17 protein-coding genes and 4 pseudogenes are annotated in these 15,019 nt (G+C 68.0%); 13 read left to right on the forward strand and 8 right to left on the reverse strand.

Translation table 11 applies throughout. The features are described 5' to 3' along the window. Positions 1–119: 119 nt before the first annotated feature. Positions 120–195 (forward strand): annotated as a pseudogene (locus OVA11_RS19895) (hypothetical protein); the annotation flags it as partial. Positions 196–221: 26 nt separating this feature from the next. Here the strand turns inward: OVA11_RS19895 and OVA11_RS17955 are convergent. From OVA11_RS17955 to OVA11_RS17965, 3 genes and pseudogenes are all read right to left on the reverse strand, one after another. Beyond that, positions 222–476, reverse strand: a pseudogene (locus OVA11_RS17955) (hypothetical protein); the annotation flags it as partial. Between the two features lie 75 nt (positions 477–551). After that, positions 552–724, reverse strand: a pseudogene (locus OVA11_RS17960) (glyoxalase); the annotation flags it as partial. 2 nt (positions 725–726) lie between these two features. Beyond that, positions 727–1,284, reverse strand: a complete 558-nt coding sequence (locus tag OVA11_RS17965; protein WP_268068613.1) for a DUF1003 domain-containing protein — start codon at positions 1,282–1,284, stop codon at positions 727–729. A gap of 150 nt (positions 1,285–1,434) precedes the next feature. Here OVA11_RS17965 and OVA11_RS17970 point away from each other — a divergent pair, with 150 nt between their 5' ends. Then, a complete protein-coding gene (locus tag OVA11_RS17970) occupies positions 1,435–1,614 on the forward strand; it encodes a YegP family protein (RefSeq protein ID WP_165259123.1) in 180 nt (59 codons plus the stop codon). 90 nt (positions 1,615–1,704) lie between these two features. Beyond that, entirely contained in the window at positions 1,705–2,526 is an 822-nt protein-coding gene (locus OVA11_RS17975) for an SDR family oxidoreductase (protein ID WP_268068614.1), read from the forward strand. On the opposite strand, the pseudogene OVA11_RS17980 reads toward OVA11_RS17975, so the two are convergent. Continuing rightward, positions 2,492–3,604: pseudogene (locus tag OVA11_RS17980) on the reverse strand (cell wall hydrolase). The gene OVA11_RS17975 and the pseudogene OVA11_RS17980 overlap by 35 nt on opposite strands. Positions 3,605–3,718: 114 nt before the next feature. On the opposite strand from OVA11_RS17980, the gene OVA11_RS17985 reads away from it, so the two are divergent. Continuing rightward, entirely contained in the window at positions 3,719–3,973 is a 255-nt protein-coding gene (locus OVA11_RS17985; RefSeq protein ID WP_268068615.1) for a hypothetical protein, read from the forward strand. 48 nt (positions 3,974–4,021) lie between these two features. Here OVA11_RS17985 and OVA11_RS17990 read toward each other — a convergent pair whose 3' ends face one another. Continuing rightward, positions 4,022–5,065, reverse strand: coding sequence for a hypothetical protein (locus OVA11_RS17990; protein ID WP_268068616.1), 1,044 nt, complete (start codon positions 5,063–5,065; stop codon positions 4,022–4,024). After that, on the reverse strand, positions 5,026–5,355 hold the full coding sequence (locus OVA11_RS17995) for a PadR family transcriptional regulator (protein ID WP_164468201.1): 330 nt from the start codon (positions 5,353–5,355) through the stop codon (positions 5,026–5,028). The genes OVA11_RS17990 and OVA11_RS17995 overlap by 40 nt, the downstream gene beginning before the upstream one ends. A gap of 173 nt (positions 5,356–5,528) precedes the next feature. Here OVA11_RS17995 and OVA11_RS18000 point away from each other — a divergent pair, with 173 nt between their 5' ends. Beyond that, a complete protein-coding gene (locus OVA11_RS18000) occupies positions 5,529–5,897 on the forward strand; it encodes a c-type cytochrome (protein ID WP_268068617.1) in 369 nt (122 codons plus the stop codon). Positions 5,898–5,903: 6 nt separating this feature from the next. Here OVA11_RS18000 and OVA11_RS18005 read toward each other — a convergent pair whose 3' ends face one another. Beyond that, on the reverse strand, positions 5,904–7,994 hold the full coding sequence (locus tag OVA11_RS18005; RefSeq protein WP_268068618.1) for a hybrid sensor histidine kinase/response regulator: 2,091 nt from the start codon (positions 7,992–7,994) through the stop codon (positions 5,904–5,906). A 54-nt stretch (positions 7,995–8,048) separates the two neighbouring features. Next, positions 8,049–8,462 (reverse strand): winged helix-turn-helix transcriptional regulator, encoded by a 414-nt coding sequence (locus tag OVA11_RS18010; RefSeq protein WP_268068619.1) that lies wholly within the window; start codon positions 8,460–8,462, stop codon positions 8,049–8,051. 111 nt (positions 8,463–8,573) lie between these two features. Here OVA11_RS18010 and OVA11_RS18015 point away from each other — a divergent pair, with 111 nt between their 5' ends. The 8 genes from OVA11_RS18015 to uvrB all read left to right on the forward strand — a co-directional run bounded on the left by OVA11_RS18015 (position 8,574) and on the right by uvrB (position 14,913). Further along, a complete protein-coding gene (locus OVA11_RS18015) occupies positions 8,574–9,203 on the forward strand; it encodes a glutathione S-transferase C-terminal domain-containing protein (protein ID WP_268068620.1) in 630 nt (209 codons plus the stop codon). Continuing rightward, positions 9,200–9,571, forward strand: coding sequence for a nuclear transport factor 2 family protein (locus OVA11_RS18020; RefSeq protein ID WP_268068621.1), 372 nt, complete (start codon positions 9,200–9,202; stop codon positions 9,569–9,571). Before OVA11_RS18015 ends, OVA11_RS18020 begins: the two co-directional genes overlap by 4 nt. Before the next feature lie 4 nt (positions 9,572–9,575). Continuing rightward, positions 9,576–9,791: a tautomerase family protein gene (locus OVA11_RS18025; protein WP_268068622.1), complete on the forward strand. Its 216-nt coding sequence runs from the start codon at positions 9,576–9,578 to the stop codon at positions 9,789–9,791. A gap of 117 nt (positions 9,792–9,908) precedes the next feature. Then, positions 9,909–10,613 carry a TetR/AcrR family transcriptional regulator gene (locus tag OVA11_RS18030; protein WP_268068623.1) on the forward strand — a complete coding sequence of 235 codons (705 nt, stop codon included), beginning with the start codon at positions 9,909–9,911 and terminating at the stop codon, positions 10,611–10,613. A 204-nt stretch (positions 10,614–10,817) separates the two neighbouring features. Beyond that, positions 10,818–11,318, forward strand: coding sequence for a DUF3429 domain-containing protein (locus OVA11_RS18035; RefSeq protein ID WP_268068624.1), 501 nt, complete (start codon positions 10,818–10,820; stop codon positions 11,316–11,318). After that, a complete protein-coding gene (locus OVA11_RS18040) occupies positions 11,315–12,037 on the forward strand; it encodes an SDR family NAD(P)-dependent oxidoreductase (protein ID WP_268068625.1) in 723 nt (240 codons plus the stop codon). The genes OVA11_RS18035 and OVA11_RS18040 overlap by 4 nt, the downstream gene beginning before the upstream one ends. Next, positions 12,012–12,578, forward strand: coding sequence for a DeoR family transcriptional regulator (locus tag OVA11_RS18045; RefSeq protein WP_268068626.1), 567 nt, complete (start codon positions 12,012–12,014; stop codon positions 12,576–12,578). Before OVA11_RS18040 ends, OVA11_RS18045 begins: the two co-directional genes overlap by 26 nt. An 85-nt stretch (positions 12,579–12,663) precedes the next feature. Continuing rightward, positions 12,664–14,913 carry an excinuclease ABC subunit UvrB gene (uvrB, locus tag OVA11_RS18050; RefSeq protein ID WP_268068627.1) on the forward strand — a complete coding sequence of 750 codons (2,250 nt, stop codon included), beginning with the start codon at positions 12,664–12,666 and terminating at the stop codon, positions 14,911–14,913. The last annotated feature ends 106 nt before the right edge of the window (positions 14,914–15,019 follow it).

The raw sequence follows: 15,019 nt of genomic DNA on the forward strand, positions 1-15,019 counted from the left end.
ATGCGACCCAGCATCTCGCCATGCAAGACCGAAGACCCGCCCGAAAGCAGACTTTCGGGACGCCCCACAAGGGTGGAAGTCGGACAGGCCGCAGGCCCGCGCCTGACCGCTTCGCGGTCGTCCGCCCCCAGAGGGGGCGGAAGGTACATGCTTCTTCTTCCCCCTCCGGGGGAGGAGCGCCGAAGGCGCGGAGGGGGCAAGTATGGGTGGATGGCAGATCAAATCCTCCCCCTAGCGGGGGAGGTGTCGGCGAAGCCGACGGAGGGGGAGGAAGCCGGCTCGGCAGAACTTCCCCCTCCGGCCTTCGGCCTCCTCCCCCTCTGGGGGGAGGATTGTTCGAACGTCCGCCATGGGTCGTGAACCGTCTCTCGCCTACCTCCCAAAAACCGACCTTCCCGGCGAACGCCGGGACCCAGATCGAGCCCACCAGCATCTGCCCGACAAACGCTGCGTGATGTCGCATCATCCCCAGCCACTCCAGATGAATCTGGGCCCCGACATTGGCTTCGCCGCACTGACGTGTCGCCGGGGAAATCGGGAGGTGGGGGCGCTTACATCTTGATCGACATCAGCTCGATGCGGTTGCCGAACGGGTCGTCCACATAGACGCGGTCCCAGCCCTCCAGCGGCTCGTCAGCGGCCACCTGAACGGCGGATGGGCTTTTCGAGCGGGGCGGAAGTTGGCCTCGACGCCCAGGAGGATCTTCACCTGTCCGTCCTCGAACCTCACCCGCCCCGCTCCGCCCGCAGCATCGCAACCTCGTCCTGCAACTGCGCCAGGCGCTCGGCGTGCTCGCGGCACAGGATCATCAGCTCGTCGCTGCGCAGGGCGTCGACCTTGTCGATCACCCGCATGATCTCCAGTTCGGCGCGCAGGTTGACCGCATAGTCGTGCTCGGCGGACAGCCGGTCCTTCGCCGCCTGGCGGTTCTGGCTCATCATGATCACCGGCGCCTGGATCGCCGCCACGGTCGAGAGCAACAGGTTCAGGAAGATGAACGGATAGGGGTCGAACGCCAGGTTCAGCGGCTTGAGCGCCAGATTCAGCCCGATCCACAGCAGCAAGGCCAGGGCGAAGCCGCCGATGAAGCTCCAGGAACCGCCGATGGCCGCGACCTTGTCGGCCAGGCGCGTCCAGAAGGTCCCCTCGTCGAAGACCGCGCGCGGGTCGGAGGGCTGCTCGGCCAGGATCAGGTCGATGACGCGCTTCTGGACGTCGTTGAGCTCGCCGTAGGACTTGCCCAGGAGGTCCATCGAAAGCTGGTCGAGGCGATCGTGCGACATGGGCGGGGACTCTGCGGACGGGGAGCCCGCATCATCGGCGGGCGGACCCGCGCGTGACAAGGCCGCGATTGACAGGCGCGCCTCGACAAGGCGACGCTCGATCCGTCGGGTGGGGCTGACGAAGTTTCAAATCATCAATGGAGAAGCGCCATGGCCCATAAGTTTCTGATCAAGAAGAACAAGGCCGGCGAGTTCGTCGCCTATTTCGTCTACAACAGCGAAACCATCTTCTGGACCGAGGGCTACGCCTCGAAAGCCTCGGCCAAGAACGCCATCGAGTCGATCAAGAAGAACGGCCCGGACGCCGAGATCGACGATCAGACGGACTGATCGGAGCGCACCAGAGGCTCCCTCGCCATCGCGAGGGAGCTAAGGGTGTCTTCCGACACTTGACCCCTCCGCCCGTTCGGCATCTGATCATTGATAACAATGATACGGGAGGGGACCATGCCGGCGAACGGGCGCAAGAGCATCTTCATCACGGGCGCGGCCAGCGGCATCGGCCTGGCCTGCGCCAAGCGGTTCGCGCAGGAGGGCTGGTTCGTCGGCCTGTCGGATATCGACAAGGTGGGGCTCAAGGCCGCCCTGCTGGCCATCGGGCCGGAGAACGGCTCGATCCATCCCCTGGACGTGCGCGACCGCGAGGCCTGGGAGAACGCCATCGGCGAGTTCGGCCGCGAGACCGGCGGTAAGGCCGACGCTCTCCTGAACAACGCCGGCGTCGCGCGGTTTGGCATGCTGAACGAGATGTCCGACGCCGACTGCGACATCCAGATCGACATCAATCTCAAGGGCGTGATCAACGGCGCCCGCGCGGGCTTGCCGCTCTTGAAGGCGGCCGGCGGGCGGCTGATCAATGTGGCCTCGTGCGCGGGCCTCTATGGCTCGCCCAAGCTGGCGGTCTATTCGGCCACCAAGTTCGCCGTGCGGGGTCTGTCAGAGGCGTTGGACGTCGAGTACGCCGCCTATGGCGTCAGCGTCGCCTGCGTCATGCCGTGGTTCGTCGAGACGCCGATCCTGAACGCGGCCTCGGACGGCTCCAACAAGTCGATGTCGGAGTCGCTGAAGGCCGGCGGGCTGGAGGTCTATCCCGTCGAGGACGCCGCCCAGGTGGTCTGGGAGGCCGCCCACGGCAAGGCCCTGCACTACCTGGTGGGCAAGCGGGCCAAGCAGATGCGCTTCGCCGCCAGCCACATGCCGGGCAGCCTCAGGAAGCAGCTCCGCTCGCGGCCCCTACTGTAGCCTTCAGGCCTTCCAGCGCCGGCTTGTCATGGGTCGGCGCGCTGGCCTTGGCCGGCGTCAGCGCCGGCGCGGAGGCCGGCTCGCTGACCGGACCGATGGGCCCGCCGACGCCGGGCGCGCCGTTGGCGAGCTCCGGACGCGCCAGGCTGGCATAGGCCACCGGGCCGTGACCGTCCGCCGTCAGGCTGGCGATCTCGGACGGGGCGATGTCGTCGACGGTCGGCGACTGGCTGGAAACCCCGCTGCGGCGACCGAAGCGATAGAAGATGTGCATACCCACCTGGGTCACGCGTTGCAGGCGCGGGCCCCAGCCCGGCGACACATGCACCGTGTGGAAGTGGGTGGCCGAGCCGACCGGGCTCTCCATCGTGCCGGCCACGACGCGGGTGGCGACCTTGCGCGCGCGGCTCTAGGCGCCGGTGTCGCGGACGCGACGCATCGAGCCGTCGCAGGCGAAGCTGAACTGGCAGCCGGTGCGGTTATAGGCGCCCTGGAACACGACGCCGCAGATCGACTTCGGGAAGGCCGGGTGACGCACGCGGTTCAGAACGACCTGGGCCACGGCCGCCTGGCCGCTGGGGGTCTCGCCACGGGCTTCGTAATAGACGGCCTGAGCCAGGCATTCGAGCTCGCGCGAGCTCTGCAGGGCGTTGCCCAGCTGGAACGGACCGGCGCCGGCGCTATTGAACATCGTGCCGAAGCTGGCGCGCAGCATCAGCGGGCCGGTGCGGCCGCTTTGGCCCGGCAGCAGGGCCGAGCCGGCGCCTTCCAGACGGGCGGCCAGCATCGCCGACTGACGATCACGCTGATCGACGGCGGCGAAGAGATAGGGGTCATGACGCTTGGCCACGGCGAGCGCGCCGGGGTCCATACGCGTAGAAGCGCTGAGCATCGCCGCCTCGGAGAAGTCCCCCGAAGCGCCTTCCGCCAATCGGGCGACGCGGGCGTGGGTGGAGGCCGATTGGGCCAGGCCACCCAGAAGGTAAACGCCGCCCAGGGCGAGACCCGTGATGGACCCCACCAATACGGCGCCGACCAGCCCGCGCGCGTCCGCGCGCGTCTGCGACTTGATATACAAAACTCGTGTCCTGCGCGGCGAGAGCCTCCGGCTCCCCGACAAAAGCGCCCCGGAAACCCCGCGAAAATCACTGGCGGAGACTCTTCCGAAGCGGAGGACTGGCCGTATCACGCTGTGGCCAAGATCCTGCTTGTAGCGGCTTATGACGTATCCATGACCGACTCGCAAGCACTTGACGCGCCGCAACATGGCCTCTGCGCGCATGCGTCGCGCAGTCTAATCGTTAACGCCTTGAATCCTCGCAAAAAGCTGGACAAGTCCGATCGGCGTTTTTTTGCCGCCTTGAAAGCCTTGCCGCGCCTGTGCTCAACCGATCCTGGCGGAATCTGGACCAGCGCTTATCGTTACTCGGCGCCGACACAAGGTTAACGCCGCAGGGCCGCGCGGGGACTCTGGCGAGCCCCCGCACGTCCTGGATCAGCGCCCCCGGATCAGGCGCCAGCCGTCGATGACCAGCTTCAGCAGCATGATCGCCACGGCGACCCAAAGGGTAACCTGCAGGCTGAGGTCCACCGTCTTTTGCAGGTTGGCCAAGCCCGCCACCGTGGCCTCCGGCGCGACCAGGGTCACCAGCGGCATGGCCGGCCAGAGGGCGGCGGCGATGGCCAGGCCGATCAGCCCGGTCACGATCTCGAAGCCCGCCCGCGCCCGCACCCAGCCCGGCTTGACCATCAGGATCAGGCTCGACATCACCTGCACCACCGCCATGATCAGGATCGGCCAGTAGAGCGCCTGGAAGATCGGCGAAAAGCTCAGAACGATCTCGCCGCCGCGCGTGGTGATCACGTTGCTGTCGGGGAAGTCCACCAACTTGGTCCACCAGCCGATGAACAGCAGGGTGACCGCCGCCTCGAAGAGACCTTCGAACCGGCTCTCGAAGAGCCGTTTCTTGGACTTGGAGACCCTGGGCAGGTCATTGACCTTCCAGTTCCTGAACCCGTCGGTGTTGATCCAGCCGCGCTCGATGGCGGCGCCGATCAGGGTCGCCACGCCGATCAGGCATAGCGCGGTCGGGATGAAGTCCGTGATCGTCCGCATCACCAGACGCGCGTCGCCGTGGGCGGTCAGCAGGGCCACGCCGGCCGGGATCGCCGCCGCGATCGCCGCCACAACCACCAGCACTTTCACACTGAACAGCCAGAACGGATAGAGCTCAGGCCCGATCAGCGCCGTATGCGGCCCATAACGGCCGGCGACGGCGATCGGATGACCGATCTCGCGCAGCAGTTCCTCGATCTCGCGCTTGTCCAGCGGGCGGCCGCGCTGGGCTTCGAGATCCTCGACGCGGTTGACGATCAGGTCGCGCAGCTCGGCGACGATGTCCTGGCGCGAGTCCTTGGGCAGCAGGGCGGCGACAGCGCCCAGATAACGATCGACCAGATCGCTCATGTCATGGGGTCCTTTGGTAAGAGTAGCGGCTGTCACAACAGCGGCTCCAGGGCGGCGTTGATCGCCCGCCATTCGTCGGCGAGACGGGCCAGCACGGCCCTCCCCTCGCTCGACAGCTGATAGAAACGCTTCTTGCGCTTGTCTTCCTCGCGCCACTCGCTGGCCAGCAGCCCTTGAGCCTCCAGCCGGCGCAGCATCGGATAGAGCGCGCCTTCGTCGATCTCCACGCCCACGCCCGAGAGCGCCTGACGCAGGCTGTAGCCGTAGCGCTCCTCCCGCAGCTGGGCGAGGACGGCGAGGATCAGGGTTCCCCGCCTCAGCTCCTGGCGGAGCGATTCAAAGATGTCCGTATCGGTGGGCATAGGGTGTACGACGCATAGTGTGTGGCACATGGTGTGTGATACACACTGTATGTCACACAGTATAATTGCGAGTCAAGGCGTCGAACGGCGTTCATCATTCCCCGATAGGTGTTCGTACCCAATACCGCCGCGACCGGAATGCCGTAGGCTTCGCAAGCTCAGGAGCCTCGCCCATGCCGCGCACGATCCGCCCCCTCGCCGTCGCCGTTCTGCTCGCGGGCGGGCTTCTCGCCACGGGAACCGCCGCCGCCGCCCAGGCCTCGGCGGTCAATGGTCAGAAGCTGGCCCAGCGCCACTGCGGCGGTTGCCACGGGGTCAGCGACCTCAAGAGCCCCCTGCCCAGCGCCCCGGCCTTCGCCAAGCTCTATCTGCGCTATCCGCCTGGCCGCCTGGACCAGGTGCTGTCCGAAGGCATGCTGTCGCCCGCCTCGCCGCCTGAGGAGGGCTCGCCCCAGACCCATCCGCGGATGCCGCAGGTCAAGTTCGACGACGACCAGCGCGCCGACCTCAAGGCCTATCTGAACAGCCTGGATCCGCGCTGAGGCCGCTCAGGCCGCCGCCGTCAGCGCGGTGTTGATGCCCACATAGAGGGTCGCCGGCGTCACCGGCTTGGTGATGAACCCATCCGCCCCGGCGGCGAGCGCGGCGTCGCGATGCTCGCGCGAGGCGTTGGCGGTCATCATCACGATCGGCGTGGGGGTACGCCCCTCCCCTTCGCGGGCTTCCAGACAGCGGACCTCCCGGGTCGCGGTCAAGCCGTCCATCACCGGCATCTGCATGTCCATCAGGATCAGGTCGAAGCGCTGTGTGGCCAGAAGGGTCAGCGCCTCGGCGCCGTTCTCGGCCATCACCAGCTCCGCGCCCGTCGGCTCCAGCAGCAGTTCGACGACCCGGCGGTTGTTGGGATTGTCCTCGACCAGCAGGATCGTCATGGCCGTGGCCAGATCCGCCTCGCTCTCGACCGCCACCGAGGCCTCGGGCTCGGCGGTCGAGACCGGCACGTGCACGCGGAACACGCTGCCGCGCTCCGCCCCGGCCAGCGCTTCGATATCGCCACCCATCATGCGCGCCAGGGCGCGGCAGATGGTCAGGCCAAGCCCCGTTCCGCCGAACCGGCGCGTCACCGAGGCGTCGCCCTGGATGAAAGGCTCGAACAGCACGTGTTCCATCTCGGGCGACAGACCCACGCCCGTGTCGCGCACCTCGATCAACAGGGTCTGCGCCGCCGGGTCCGCCCCCTCGACCGTGACACTGACGGCGATCTCGCCCGCGTCGGTGAACTTGATGGCGTTGGCCAGCAGGTTCCACAGGATCTGGCGGATCTTCTGGGCGTCGCCGCGATACCGCCCGCCGGGCGGGGCGATCACCGAGACGTCGAACCCCAGCCCCTTGTTGTCGGCCTTGATCTTGAAGAGGTCGGTCGAGGACCGCACCAGATCCTCAAGCCCGAAGGTCACGACCTCCAGCTCCATGCGCTCGGCCTCGATCTTGGCCAGGTCCAGCAGGGCGCTGAGGATCGACTCCAGGGTCGTCCCGGACTCGACGATAATCTCGACCATCTCGCGCTGGCGATCGGTCAAGTCGCTCTGGCCCAGAGCCGAAGCCAGGGCGATCACCCCGTTCAGCGGCGTGCGGATCTCGTGGCTGACATTGGCCACGAACTGGGATTTGACCTGGCTGGCGCGCTCGGCCAGCTCCAGGGCGTCGCGAAGCTCGGTCTCGCGCTCGCGAAGCTCGGTCACGTCGATGAACGAGGTCACCGTCAGGCTCGGCGGCTCACCCACCGTGTCGAAGATCGGCAGCGAATTGACGCTGAGCCAGCGCAGCGCGCCATCCGGCAGATGCACCCCCAGAACAAAGTTCAGGACCGGCTCGCCCGTGGCCAGACAGACCATCGACGGCTGGGCCTCGACCGGAAGCGGCGCTCCGGCGGCGTCGACGAGCCGCCAGTCGTCGTCGACCGAGCTCTTGCCCAGCAACTGGTCGTGGGTCAGGCCCAGCAGTGCAGCGGCGGCGGGGTTGTGGCGCAGGATGATGCTGCTGCGGTCCTGCAGCACCACGCCTTCACGCATCGCGGCGAAGATCGTCCGGAACTGCACGCCCTCAGCCGCCAGGTTCAGCAACTGCTGGCCCTGGGCGTCGGCCAGTTCGCAGCGGGCCCGCATCTCGATCAGGCGCGCGGTGATCCTGGCCAGGCGTTCGAGGGCCTGAACCTCCTTCGCCGACCAGTCGCGCGTTTGTTGGTCGATCACACCGACCGCGCCGATGGCCACGCCCTGCTCGGTGACGATCGGCGCGCCCGCATAGCTGCGGACGTGCTCGGGGCCGGTCACGAACCGGTTGTCCTTGAAACGCGCGTCCAGCGTCACATCCGGCACCAGGAGCGTCCTGGCCTGCGCCACCGCATGGGCGCAGAACGAGGCGGCGCGCTCGGTCTCGCAGACATCGATGCCGACCCGGGCCTTGAACCACTGACGATGATCATCAATCAGCGACACCACGGCGATCGGCGTCTGGCAGGCGTCCTGCGCGGCGTGGACGATATCGTCGAACTCCGGCTCGGGCGGCGTATCCAGGATGCCAAGGTCCAGGAGCGCCCGAACGCGGGCGATCTCCCGGGCCGTTACAGACTTGTCCATCGCTCCGACCGCACCCCAAACTCCGCGCCGAGAGTCTTAGTACTTGATTTGGGGTTATCCGCGCCCCGCCTGTGGGCCGCCGGAGATGTCGCTTTTTGACGCAGGCGCCGCCTCGCCCGTGCGCGCCGCCTTGAGCTGATGGCCCACCGTCACGATCGCCTCCAGGGCCGGGACAAGCCCCTCGCCCAGCGGCGTAAGGGCGTACTCCACAGACGGCGGCGAGGTGGGCTGGATCGTTCGCGAGAGCACGCCCTTGGCTTCCAGTTCCTTCAGGCGCTGGGACAGCACCTTGGCCGACACCGGCGGGATATCGGTCCGCAGCTCGCTGAACCGCCTTGGACCGGCGCGCAGGTGCCAGATCACGTTCGGGGCCCAGGCCCCGGCGATCACCGCCATGCACTCGGTCAGCGCACAGGGCTCCGGCGGCGGCGCGCTGCGGTTCTTTCGGACTTTCAACACCATGGCCAACGCTCGGTTACCGTCAGGAAACGCCAAAAGTTGCTAACCAGAAGAAACCAGGTTGGCAATGGTGACCTGTGCCCATAGGTGCCCGGCGGCACTCAAACTGGAGACGTCGCCATGCACCTCTACTTCAAGCCCGGCGCCTGTTCGCTGGCCGCTCGCATCACCTTGATCGAACTGGGTCTGCCGTTCGCGGCGGTCCCCGTCGACACGGCCAAGGGAACCACCGCCACCGGCGCCGACTACAAGCGCATCAACCCGAAAGGCTACGTCCCGGCGCTGGCGATCAGCCCCGGCGTGGTGATCACCGAGAACCCGGCCATCCTGCAGTATCTGGCCGACCTCGCGCCCGAGCGGGGCCTGGCGCCGCCGGCCGGCGGACTGGAGCGCGTCCGCCTGCAGGAGTGGTTGGCCTTCATCTCGTCCGAGCTGCACAAGGCGTTTGCGCCCTGGTTCTCCGGCCGCCCGATGAGCGCGGACGACAAGGCCCGGGCCGAGGCCCATCTGGCGCGCCGTCTCGATGACGTGGAACGGCAGCTAGCCGATGGCCGGACCTATCTGCTGGGCGAGGGCTTCACCGTCGCCGACGCCTATCTGTTCGCGGTCCTCAACTGGACCCGGTTCATCGGCGTGTCGCTGGAGGCCTGGCCCTATGCGGCCCGCTTCGTCGAACAGGCCCAGGCCCGATCGGCGGTTCGCGAAGCGCTGATCGAGGAAGGTCTGTCGCCCGCCGGAGACGCCGCATGAGCGACTTCGCCGGCGTCCAGGACGTCCTCCGAAAGTACTTCGACGCGCTCTATACCTGCGACGTGGGTCTGCTGGCGGAGGTCTTTCACCCCCGCGCGATCTACGCGACCGCCGACGAGACTCCGCCGCTCTATCGCGACATGCCCACCTATTTCGAGGTGGTGCGCGGGCGCACCCCGCCGGCCGCCTCGGCCGATCCGCGCCGGGACACCATCGACGAGATCGCCTTCGCCGGCGACAACGCCGCCGCCGCGCGGGTGCGCTGCACGCTCGGCGCGCGCGACTTCGTCGATCTGCTGACCCTGGTCCGCGAGAACGGCCGCTGGCGGATCATCGCCAAGGTCTTCCAGATCATCGAGAAGGAATAAGCCCATGCCCTATGTGAACATCCAGGTGACCCGAGAAGGCGTCACCGCCGAGCAGAAGGCGCGCCTGATCGAGGGCGTAACGACGCTCCTGAGCGCGGTGCTGGGCAAAGACCCCAACACCACCTTCGTCGTCATTGAGGAGGTGTCGCTGGAAAACTGGGGCGTCGGCGGCTTGCCCGTCGAGGCCTACCGGGCCCGGAAACGGCTGGCGGCGACCTGAAACGCCGGACGCGGACGCGGCCTCGAAACACCGCCGCGTCCGCGATCCCCCTGGATTTCGAGGGGGCCAAGGTTTGCGCGGCCTCAACGGCGACAGTATCTTGCATGCGAAGAGGGGATGACCACCTTGTCCAGGACCAAGGGCGCCAGGGATCTCGACCACGAGACCAAACGCCGCGACTTGTTGGAGAAGATGACGCTCCACCTGATGGCGCGCGGGGGCGAACGCGCGAGCTTTCGCGACCTGGCGGCCGCCGCCGAGGTCTCGCCGCCCACCCTGCGTCACTATTTCGGCGACCGTCGCGCGGTGATCGACGCGGTGCTTGAGGAGTGCCTGCGACGCGGCCGCCCCGGCCTCGACGCCCAGCGCCTCAGCGACCTGCCCTTCGAAGCCTCGATCCACACCTATGCGCGCAGCCTGGTCAATGCGCTGCGGGCCGAGAAGACGGTGCGGCTGGGCGACATCTTCGCGCTCAGCCTGGCCGAAGGCCTGACGGACCCGACCTATGGCCGCCCGGCCCTGGAGCACATCGTTGAGCCGACCCTGCAGGCGCTGGAGGCCCGGCTGGCGGTCCACATCGCGCGCGGCGAGATGCGGGCCGATGTCGATCCGCGCATGGCCGCGCTGCAACTGGTCTCGCCGCTGCTGCTGGCCTGTCTGCACCAGGACCAGCTGGAGGGCGCCCACCTGCGCGCCATGAACCTGGAAAAGCTGATCGCCAGCACCTGCGGGGCGTTCCTGCGCGCCTTCGCGACTTCCCCGCCCGTGTGGGGGACCGACGAGCCCCCGGCGCCGGTCTTGGCTGCGGCCGACTGGCGCTAGAGCGTTTCACGACCTGGCCGCGCCAGGCCACGAGACGCTCTAACCTCTTATTTTAACGCGTTTTTCTTCACGCGAACCGGGACCACCTCGCTCGAAAAACGCGCTAATCGTCGCGGCGAACCCTTAAGCGCTTCCGCGACCTTTCTTTATACCAAGCGATACACTAAATAATCCTCGATCGGATTTGATCGAGGGAGACGCCCTATGGACGGCGCGGTCCACATCCTTGAGCCTCGCAGCGACAGCGCGCCGCGCGCCGGCGCCGCCCGGGCCATGGCCGTGCTGGGCGCGCTGGGCCTGGTCCCGTTCGTCGCGCCGCCGCTGCTGTTTCTGGCCGGCGTGCTGCCGGGCGGGACGGCGTGGATCGCCCAGGCCGCCTATGCCGGCGCGATTCTGGCCTTTCTCGGCGGCGTTCGAGCGGCGCAAGCTGCGCTCGGGGCGCGGGCGGACATCGCCACCCTGGTGATCGCCATGGCCCCGCCGATCGTCGGTTTCGCGGTCGCGGCCCTGGTGGCCGGGGCCGGCTCGGCGGCGATGGTCTCTACGGGCCTGCTGGGCCTAGCTCTGGCGCTCGCGGCTCAGGGCGTGTGGGACATGACGGCGCAGACCTTGCCCGACTGGTATCGCAAGCTCCGTCTTCCCCTGACGATCGTCGCCTGCGGGTCTCTGCTGGTCGGCGCCCTGCTGGCGAGCACGCCGACATGAGCGGACGCCTCGCCGTCGTCGTGGGCGCCGGCGGCGGCCTCGGCCGCGCCTTCGTGACCCGCCTGGCGGCCGAGCCCGGCTGGAGCGCCGTCATCGGCGTCGGCCGCGCCCGTCCGGACGACTGGCCCGAGCCCCCCCGCACGCCCTTTCTGACCCTGGACCTGCTGGACGAGACCGCGCTGGCCGCCCTCGCCGCCCAACTGCGCGAGAAGGGGTCCCTGGGCCTGCTGCTCATCACCACCGGCCTGCTGCACGACACCGACCTGACGCCCGAAAAGAGCATGCGCGCGGTCAGCGCATCGGCGATGCAGCGCCTGTTCGAGGTCAACACGATCATCCCCAGCCTGGCGCTCAAGCACCTGACCCCGCTGCTGCCCAAGGACGAGCCGAGCCTCGTCGCCGCCCTGTCGGCGCGGGTCGGCAGCATCGGCGACAACCGCCTGGGCGGCTGGCACGCCTATCGCGCCAGCAAGGCGGCGCTGAACATGATGATCCGCTGCCAGGCGCTGGAGCTGCAGCGCGAGCGCCCGCGCGCCGTCTGCGTGGCGCTGCATCCCGGCACGGTGTCCACCGAGCTCAGCGCGCCCTTCGCCCGCTCGCCCAAGACCCTGTTCACCCCCGACGACGCCGCCCAGCGCCTGCTCAAGGTGCTGTCCCAGCTGGAGCCCGCCCACAGCGGCGGCTTCTTCGCCCATGACGGCCAGCCCATCCCCTGGTGAGCCGCTCGCCCTTCCCCCCTCGGAGACGCCCCGCATGTTGATCCCCAGCGATGTCGCCCGCGCCGTCCGCCGTACGACCACGACCTTCGTCCTCAACTGGATCGACGCCCGTCAGCGGGCGATGGATCTGGATCCCCTGGAGTTCCTGATCGTCCACACGATCGCCGCCGCCAATCTGCAGCACCTGCCCGCCAGCCGCCGCGCCGACCTGAACGATCCCGAGGCCGGCGACGAGCGTCACCCGGTGTCGATCGAAGGCGTCGCCGCCGCGCTGAACGTCTCCAGCGAGACCGTCCGCCGCCGCCTCAAGGCCCTGGTGGCCCGCGGCCTCGTCGAGCGCATGGGTCCGCTGGAGGACGACGACGGCGAGCGCAGCGGCCTCAGCGCGGGCCTCGCTATCAACCTGAAGGCGCTAGAGAACCCGGCCATGCGCCGGTCGCTGGGTCTGGAGCTGTCGCAGCTGTGGCGCCTGCTCCTGTCGCTGGAGCAGTTGGGCGTCATCCGCATCAACCGCCAGCACATCGCCAACATGGCGGCGTAGGGGGCGGGACCTGCCGCCAGCCTGCTGCCACTCCCCGTCAGCAGGCCCTCTAGCCTTCGCCCCCGCGCGCTCCTAACTTGGGCCCATGCCTTCTCGCGACACCTCCGGCGTCTCCGACGTCTCGACGCCCTTCGTGCTGGACACGGTTCCCGGCGGCGCGATCCCGGCGCTGTGGACCCCGCACCGCCCGGCGCGCCCCGACAAGTCCGAGGGCGGGAAGACCTTCAAGCTGGTCAGCGACTACCAGCCCGCCGGCGACCAGCCGACCGCCATCGCCGAACTGGTCGAGGGCCTGGAGAACGGTGACCAGGACCAGGTGCTCTTGGGCGTCACTGGCTCGGGCAAGACCTTCACCATGGCCCAGGTGATCGCGCGCACCCAGCGTCCGGCCCTGATCCTGGCCCCCAACAAGACCCTGGCCGCCCAGCTCTACAGCGAGATGAAGTCGTTCTTCCCGGAGAACGCGGTCGAGTACTTCGTCAGCTACTACGACTACTATCAGCCGGAAGCCTACGTGCCCCGGACCGACACCTATATCGAGAAGGACTCCTCGATCAACGAGCAGATCGACCGGATGCGCCACTCGGCCACCCGGGCGATCCTGGAGCGCGACGACGTCATCGTCGTGGCCTCGGTGTCGTGCATCTACGGCATCGGCTCGGTCGAGACCTACACCGCCATGACCTTCACGCTGGAGGTCGGGCAGCGGGTCGACGAAAAGCAGCTGATCGCCGACCTCGTGGCCCAGCAGTACAAGCGCAACGACCAGGCCTTCGAGCGCGGCACGTTCCGCCGCCGGGGCGACACCATCGAGATCTTCCCCGCCCACTACGAGGACCGCGCCTGGCGCGTCACGATGTTCGGCGACGAGGTCGAGGCCCTGTCGGAATTCGACACCCTGACCGGCAAGAAGACGGCCGACCTGGAGATGATCAAGGTCTACGCCAACAGCCACCACGTCACCCCGCGCCCCACCCTGCGCCAGGCGATCATCGCCATCCGCGCCGAGCTGAAGGAGCGCCTGGAGTGGTTGACCGCCAACGGCAAGCTCTTGGAAGCCCAGCGCCTGGAGCAGCGCACGACCTTTGATCTTGAGATGATCGAGACCACCGGCTCGTGCGCCGGCATCGAGAACTACAGCCGCTATCTGTCGGGCCGCAAGACCGGCGAGCCGCCGCCGACCTTCTTCGAATACATCCCCGACAACGCCCTGCTCTTCACCGACGAGAGCCACCAGACGGTTCCGCAGATCGGCGCCATGTACAAGGGCGACCGCAACCGCAAATGGACGCTGGCGGAGTACGGCTTCCGCCTGCCGTCCGCCCTGGATAACCGCCCCCTCAAGTTCGAGGAGTGGGACGCCATGCGGCCCCAGTCCGTCCACGTCAGCGCCACCCCGGCCGACTGGGAGCTGGAGCGGGCCGGCGGCGTCTTCGCCGAGCAGGTCATCCGCCCCACCGGCCTGATCGACCCGCCGGTCGAGGTGCGCCCCGTCTCCAAGGACGGCGCCTCCCAGGTCGACGACGTGGTCGACGAGATCCGTCAGACCATCGCGAAGGGCTACCGCACCCTAGTCACCGTGCTGACCAAGAAGATGGCCGAGGACCTGACCGAATATCTGAACGAACAAGGCATCCGCGTCCGCTACATGCACAGCGACGTCGACACCATCGAGCGCATCGAGATCATCCGCGACCTGCGCCTGGGCCACTTCGACGTGCTGGTCGGCATCAACCTGCTGCGCGAAGGCCTGGACATCCCCGAGTGCGGTCTCGTCGCCATTCTCGACGCCGACAAGGAAGGCTTCCTGCGCTCGGAGACCAGCCTGATCCAGACCATCGGCCGCGCCGCCCGCAACGTCGACGGCAAGGTCATCCTTTACGCCGACCGGGTCACCGGCTCGATGGAGCGGGCCATGGCCGAGACCGTCCGCCGCCGCGAGAAGCAGCACGCCTACAACCTCGAACACGGCATCACGCCCGAGAGCGTCAAGCGCGACATCAAGGACATCCTCAACAGCCCCTACGAGCGCGGCGACCGCGTACTCGTCCCCATGGGCATGTCCGAGACCGACGACCGCCCGTTCAGCGGCGACAACTTCAAGGCCGCGCTCAAGGACCTGGAGGCCAAGATGCGCGAGGCCGCCGCCAACCTCGAATTCGAGACCGCCGCCCGCCTGCGCGACGAGATCAAGCGCATGAAGCTGATGGACCTGGAATTCGCCAACGAGGTCCTCACCGCCCCGGGCGAAGCGGTCGACAAGGCCGCCCCCAAACGCGTCCGCGCCGAGCTGCGGGCCGAGCAGGCCGAGGCGTTCCGCAAGAAGCGGCTGTAGGGGGCCACCTCCCCCCACCTGACCTGCTCCGCAGGTCGTCCGCCCCCAAAGGCGGGCGGAAGGCAATGCGAACCCTTCTTCCCCCTCCGGGGGAGGAGCGCGTCAG

Origin of the sequence: Caulobacter sp. SL161, from assembly GCF_026672375.1 — a bacterium.
Classification (GTDB): domain Bacteria; phylum Pseudomonadota; class Alphaproteobacteria; order Caulobacterales; family Caulobacteraceae; genus Caulobacter.

Excerpts from the sequence above, each read along its gene's own strand:
- OVA11_RS17965 (WP_268068613.1), bottom strand. The coding sequence starts at position 1,284 with ATGTCGCACGATCGCCTCGACCAGCTTTCGATGGACCTCCTGGGCAAG.
- OVA11_RS17970 (WP_165259123.1), top strand. The coding sequence starts at position 1,435 with ATGGCCCATAAGTTTCTGATCAAGAAGAACAAGGCCGGCGAGTTCGTC.
- OVA11_RS17990 (WP_268068616.1), bottom strand. The coding sequence starts at position 5,065 with ATGGCGGGCGATCAACGCCGCCCTGGAGCCGCTGTTGTGACAGCCGCT.
- OVA11_RS17995 (WP_164468201.1), bottom strand. The coding sequence starts at position 5,355 with ATGCCCACCGATACGGACATCTTTGAATCGCTCCGCCAGGAGCTGAGG.
- OVA11_RS18000 (WP_268068617.1), top strand. The coding sequence starts at position 5,529 with ATGCCGCGCACGATCCGCCCCCTCGCCGTCGCCGTTCTGCTCGCGGGC.
- OVA11_RS18005 (WP_268068618.1), bottom strand. The coding sequence starts at position 7,994 with ATGGACAAGTCTGTAACGGCCCGGGAGATCGCCCGCGTTCGGGCGCTC.
- OVA11_RS18015 (WP_268068620.1), top strand. The coding sequence starts at position 8,574 with ATGCACCTCTACTTCAAGCCCGGCGCCTGTTCGCTGGCCGCTCGCATC.
- OVA11_RS18020 (WP_268068621.1), top strand. The coding sequence starts at position 9,200 with ATGAGCGACTTCGCCGGCGTCCAGGACGTCCTCCGAAAGTACTTCGAC.
- OVA11_RS18025 (WP_268068622.1), top strand. The coding sequence starts at position 9,576 with ATGCCCTATGTGAACATCCAGGTGACCCGAGAAGGCGTCACCGCCGAG.
- OVA11_RS18030 (WP_268068623.1), top strand. The coding sequence starts at position 9,909 with ATGACCACCTTGTCCAGGACCAAGGGCGCCAGGGATCTCGACCACGAG.
- OVA11_RS18035 (WP_268068624.1), top strand. The coding sequence starts at position 10,818 with ATGGACGGCGCGGTCCACATCCTTGAGCCTCGCAGCGACAGCGCGCCG.
- OVA11_RS18040 (WP_268068625.1), top strand. The coding sequence starts at position 11,315 with ATGAGCGGACGCCTCGCCGTCGTCGTGGGCGCCGGCGGCGGCCTCGGC.
- OVA11_RS18045 (WP_268068626.1), top strand. The coding sequence starts at position 12,012 with ATGACGGCCAGCCCATCCCCTGGTGAGCCGCTCGCCCTTCCCCCCTCG.
- uvrB (WP_268068627.1), top strand. The coding sequence starts at position 12,664 with ATGCCTTCTCGCGACACCTCCGGCGTCTCCGACGTCTCGACGCCCTTC.